6 protein-coding genes are annotated in these 5,437 nt (G+C 45.0%); all 6 read right to left on the reverse strand.

Annotation, left to right across the window (positions count from 1 at the left end):
* Window positions 1–104: 104 nt before the first annotated feature.
* Complete coding sequence (locus tag CIK89_RS01425; RefSeq protein ID WP_094389655.1) at window positions 105–797, reverse strand: RHS repeat-associated core domain-containing protein; 693 nt, start codon at window positions 795–797, stop codon at window positions 105–107.
* On the reverse strand, window positions 794–1,282 hold the full coding sequence (locus CIK89_RS01430; RefSeq protein WP_254046315.1) for a hypothetical protein: 489 nt from the start codon (window positions 1,280–1,282) through the stop codon (window positions 794–796). Before CIK89_RS01430 ends, CIK89_RS01425 begins: the two co-directional genes overlap by 4 nt.
* Before the next feature lie 99 nt (window positions 1,283–1,381).
* Window positions 1,382–2,716, reverse strand: a complete 1,335-nt coding sequence (locus CIK89_RS01435) for an RHS repeat domain-containing protein (protein WP_094389656.1) — start codon at window positions 2,714–2,716, stop codon at window positions 1,382–1,384.
* Window positions 2,717–2,727: 11 nt separating this feature from the next.
* Complete coding sequence (locus CIK89_RS01440; protein WP_094389657.1) at window positions 2,728–3,240, reverse strand: hypothetical protein; 513 nt, start codon at window positions 3,238–3,240, stop codon at window positions 2,728–2,730.
* Window positions 3,240–5,270 (reverse strand): RHS repeat-associated core domain-containing protein, encoded by a 2,031-nt coding sequence (locus CIK89_RS01445; RefSeq protein WP_216820460.1) that lies wholly within the window; start codon window positions 5,268–5,270, stop codon window positions 3,240–3,242. Before CIK89_RS01445 ends, CIK89_RS01440 begins: the two co-directional genes overlap by 1 nt.
* Window positions 5,242–5,437 (reverse strand): hypothetical protein (locus tag CIK89_RS13705; RefSeq protein WP_216820461.1); only part of this gene is annotated, 196 nt, incomplete at its 5' end. The genes CIK89_RS13705 and CIK89_RS01445, both read right to left, overlap by 29 nt.

Below are 5,437 nucleotides of genomic sequence, written 5' to 3' on the forward strand. Positions count from 1 at the left end.
ATTGTTCTAAGGACAGAATAATCTCTTTCGATTCTTTATATATAGCCCATGTCTGATGGTATGGGAAGAGAATTCACGTATCTGTCTTCACATGCAACTAATCGCTATTTTATCCCGAATTGGGGTAAGAATTGGTTTCTAATAATAATATTATCTGTTTCTTTATCGTCACGGAACAAGAAATCTCCATTTGTGGTGTAATAATCATCACGTCCATCAGGATCAATCCTATTTACGGGATTGTCATGACAATACATATAAGGACTATATGGATAATATTTCTCTGCCAGCGGATCCATCCTGTCCCAACGTGCTGTAATAGGATTGTACTGCCTTGCTCCGTAGTCGTAGGTGTTCAGTCCATGCATCTTGTCCAGTTCCTTTCCGTTATACTTATATGGTTGCACGTCACTTGTGGCGGCTGAGCCGTCACAGAACTGGGCTCCAAAGGGGTAGTAGTTCATCGTCTGCATCACCGTCCCCATGCTGCCCATCGCCTTCGTCACCTGACGTACGTTGCCGAGGTAGTCCTTGTCATAGTAGAGGAAGGTGAAGTTGTCCTGCGTGGCATTATATTGTGTGGCTTGGCAGTAACCCTCATCAAACAGGAATTTATCTATTTTGCCGTTTTTAAGCATTAGAGCACCTCCGAGCAGGTAGTCCGTGGAGTCTGTGTATAGTATCTCCGACGGCATGAGCTCCCTTGTGCTTCCTATGGCGACGGTGATGTTCGGCACGGCAGTCTGATACACCACGCGCAGTTTCTCGCCCGTCGCGCTATAGATATCCTTTGTCATGTTCCCCAACTATCTGTCCCTATAACCTCTTTATAACCAACTTTTCTTTTTCTTGTCGGGTCAACTCTTAAGTTGCCTATTGAATCAGTCCAAAAGTATTCTTGAATACGTACCCGACCACCCATTCCACTATGGATTATAGTGTATTTCCTATTAGGAAGTAAATTGATCATTTGCGTTTTTTTGTAACCACAACTATCATCCTTTTTAATCTTTAATCCTGTAGATTGACCCTGTAATCTGATTGTATCAAATTCTTTCGTATCATACGGATTTTCTTTGACAATAAAGAAAAAATGTCCTTCATGAGTTTGCGAACTATCAGATTCAATTTCTAAAACCAGTAAATTATGTACTACTATAATCTGTCGCCTCTCATCAAGTGAGAAAGAATGATCTTCTGTACATGCTGTAAAAAGAAGCGACACTATACAGGCATAAAATAAGTGTTTTATCTTCCCTGATTTATATAAGAGTTCCACCATATATCAAGTTGTTTTATCTTTTTTTCTTCAGATTTCTCATCTACAAATAATGTAGTCAAATCTGTTTTGAATTCATTCTTTACAAAATTTCTGAAATCTCTATGCTATACTTCCTTGCTCTGCTTCTTTTTCACGTGGGGCTTCATCATGACTCATAGTCTTAATATACCCATAAATTGTTTTTAGTATGTATTGACCTGAATTCTGATCTCTATTTATTTGTTTTATATGACCAACCTCATGCGAAAATTCGCGAAACCACCAATCATAATATTGTTCACTGCTCATATTTGATTCATCGAAATAAGTAGGCGATACAAGTATACGAGTTTTTTCAGGACTACTTCCTAAAGTAATGCAATTGTTTTTCAGTTGTCCTCCGAATTCTTCCAACCTGACTTTCCTTATATGTTTTTCAGAAATACCAGACACTAAAGATAATAGATGAGCGGCGGATTCTGTAAAATTATAATATGTTGTTTGTGCCTTTGTAGTCATAATAGTTCCTGTAATACTTGTACCTGTCACCATGTATGTTCTTTCATGGCGAATTTTGACAATCCCTATAGGGAAAAGTCCATCTGAATCCACCAACATTACAGGATTATTCGTACAATACACATACGGACTAACGCCATAATATTTCTCTGCCAATGGATCAACCCTGTCCCATCGTGCGGTGATTGGATTATACTGACGTGCACCGTAGTCGTAGGTGTTCAGGCCGTGCATCTTATCAAATTCTTTCCCATTATATTTATACGGCTGCATGTCACCTGATGCGGCAGAGCCGTCACAGAACTGGGCACCAAAGGGGTAGTAGTTCATCGTCTGTACCACCGTCCCCGTACTGCCGGCCGCCTTCGTCACCTGACGTACGTTGCCCAGGTGGTCGCGGTCGTAGTAGTAAAACATGAAGTTGTCCTGAGTGGCGTTCAGGCTTTCCGCCTGACAGTAGCCCTCGTCGAACAGATACTTATCTATCTTGCCGTTCCTCAGCGTAAGGGCACCGCCCAGCAGATAGTCCGTGGAGTCGGTATATAGTATCTCCGAGGGCATGAGCTCCCTTGCGCTGCCGATGGCGACAGTGATGTTCGGCACTGCAGTCTGATATATCACGCGCAGTTTCTCACCCGTGGCGCTATAGACATACCTCGTCACGTTTCCGTCGGTGAACTGTATCCTGACCGGGTTGTTCATCATGTCGTAGTCTATCCTCGCTATCCTGCGGCTGGCGTCGCTCGTGAGCGACCCTGCCCCGTTGTATGTCAGTGGATACTCCTGCCCAGCCACGCCGTCAAAGTCCGTAGCACCTGCGTACGCCATCCGCGAGGCGTTGTCGCGCATGCTTGACAACTGGTTTCCCTCGTACGTCATCTGGAGGTCGTCAAGCAGTCCTATGATTTGAACCTTTTGAAACTTTATGCTAATCATTAATCTCCTTATTAATATTTCTGAAGAACTGAACCCCACGAACTTCTTATTGGGATTGGGCTTGTTTCTTTGAGTTTATCTATAAAATCCATGGTCGGTTTGTCATCGTAAATTCCTATCTCAAAATAATAGGCCCTGTCTTTTATAAAAAGTACGTTACCCATACCATCATGAGAAATGCTCTGAATAAAATAGTTCACGGATTTTCGTTTCCTTACTTCCGAGACAAGTTCTTCAAGTTGCCTAAATGCGGTAGCATCTATTATTATGCTGTCTTCATCATGAATTTTCTCCCACGAAATACCATCCTTGGGAAACTTTCCAGATGAGATAGAGTCATGACAATCCCAGGACATCTCACCGAAAATTTCTTTCAATGTCCTGTCTTCTTTAACCTCCACCCAAAAGCAATTTTTATTTGTGCTTGTTGGGAAATAAAGGTATTTGCATAGAATGCCATCGTCATACGTTTTCGTACATCCGCATAAGATGATTACAAAAAAGAAAATAATGTTTTTTTTCATTAGTACACAACTCTTTTATTTAGACCATGTTCTTTACGTAATTTGTTTTCTGTATATTTTTCATTGCCTATAATACCTACAGTTTCTAATTCACTGGTTTCTTCTTGTGTTTCATACAATTTACCATCTACGTCCCTGTAAATATACGATGATTCTTCTCCATCCTTTGGCGCATTGCCATTCATTGCTGAATATGCATGAATTAACTCATGTCCAACCACGATTTCCATAGGTATAGTTTCAACTACAGTTTTTTCTGTATTGGAGTCCTGAACTTTTAAATCCAGAGAAGATGACGGGTTCAGATTAATATAACCATCCGTACCTTTACCATTGGATGCGTCTTTAGGGAAATAACTATGATATCTATTCCTATCGCTTTCACTCCCTATCTGGATTCCAGTAGTACGTTTGTGACCAATCACATCTCTCAGCAAAGATGTTCCGACATCCAGTTTCTTGTCTCTATTGTCCCATCTTCTACCGCCAATTGTCACTTCACCTGTTTTCCTATTCAATAACAGATTGTCATTTGTCAATTTCTGCATATAACCTAATGTCCTCATCTGCTCATCATGGGTTCCAACTAAAAATATTTTCCTTCCATCAGGATCAATTAGTCTGATAGGATTGTTAAGACAATACACATACGGACTAACGCTATAGTATTTCTCCGCCAACGGGTCTATCCTGTCCCATCGGGCTGTCACGGGATTATACTGACGCGCACCGTAGTCGTATGTATTAAGTCCGTGCATCTTGTCTAACTCCTTTCCGTTATATTTATACTGTTGGAAGTCACTTGTAGCAGCAGAACCATCACAGAACTGGGCTCCAAATGGGTAGTAGTTCATCGTCTGCACTACAGTCCCCGTGCTGTTGCTGGCTTTCGTCACCTGACGTACATTGCCCAGGTGGTCCTTGTCATAGTACAGAAAGGTGAAATTGTCCTGCGTGGCATTATATTGTGTGGCTTGGCAATAGCCCTCATCAAACTGATACTTATCTATCCTGCCGTTTCTCAACGTGAGAGCACCGCCCAGCAGGTAGTCGGTAGAGTCAGTGAACAGAATCTCCGACGGCATGAGTTCCCTCGCGCTGCCTATGGCAACGGTGATGTTGGGAACTGCAGTCTGATACACCACGCGCAGTTTCTCGCCCGTGGCACTATAGACATATTTCGTCACGTTTCCGTCGGTGAATTGTATCCTGACCGGGTTGTTCAGGCAGTCATAGTCTATCCTCGCTATCCTGCGGCTGGCGTCACTCGTAAGTGACCCTGCATCGTTGTATGTCAGTGGATACTCCTGCCCAGCCACGCCGTCGAAGTCCGTCGCCCCTGCGTACGGAAGTCTCCAGACATTGTCGAACACGCTTGCCAACTGGTTCCCCTCGTATGTCATCCGCAGGTCGTCAACCAATCCGAAGCCTCCGTGCATCGCGTCCTGGAGCCCGCAACGTCGCAGCCTCTTGATGTTTCCGTTGCAGTCGTACTCCGCCTGCTCGTTGAAGTAGTTTCTGTTACCTGTCAGGTTGTCGCCTGTTCCGAAAAGCGCCAGGTACAGGCGGTTGCATCCATCGTACCTCAGGTTGTAGCCCTTGTATTCGCTGTCATTCCTTGCCTTCCACCGCACGGTGCTTATGTTTCCGTTGTGGCATGCGCTGTCAAGACCGTCGGCATAGTACAGGTCTTCGCGGAATCCTCCGCTGCTGACGCTCTTGAGCCATCCGTGCACGTCGTAGGTATATGAGCAGTATGACTTGGAGTTCCTTATCGTTTGCCGCCCCTTGGTGCTCAGCCTTCCGATGGCATCGTAGGAGTATTCCGTGTCGCGTGACTGCGCGGTGCCCCCGTGGCTGACGGACAGGCTCATTTTTGTCTTCTTGCCGTACCGGTATGTGTAGCCGGTCTTCGCCGTGAAGTCGCCCCCGTAACCTACGCCTACCCTGACCTCCGTGCTGTCAACGGCGCCCGTGAAGGTGTATTCGGTGCTGACATCCTCAATGTGCCCGCCGAGTCCCTTGCGCACAGTCCTCACCGCCTGACCCTTGCGGTCGTACACGGTGACAGTGCCGAGGGCCTCGCCGCCGGTAGCGTACACCACCTGTCCCGTAAGGTAGCCGATGGCGTGCTGTCTCTGTTCCTGTCCAATGGTTAATGCAGGCATCGCGCTTGTAAGGTTGTTGCCGATGAATT

It is taken from the genome of Prevotella sp. P4-119, from assembly GCF_002251345.1.
Classification (GTDB): domain Bacteria; phylum Bacteroidota; class Bacteroidia; order Bacteroidales; family Bacteroidaceae; genus Prevotella.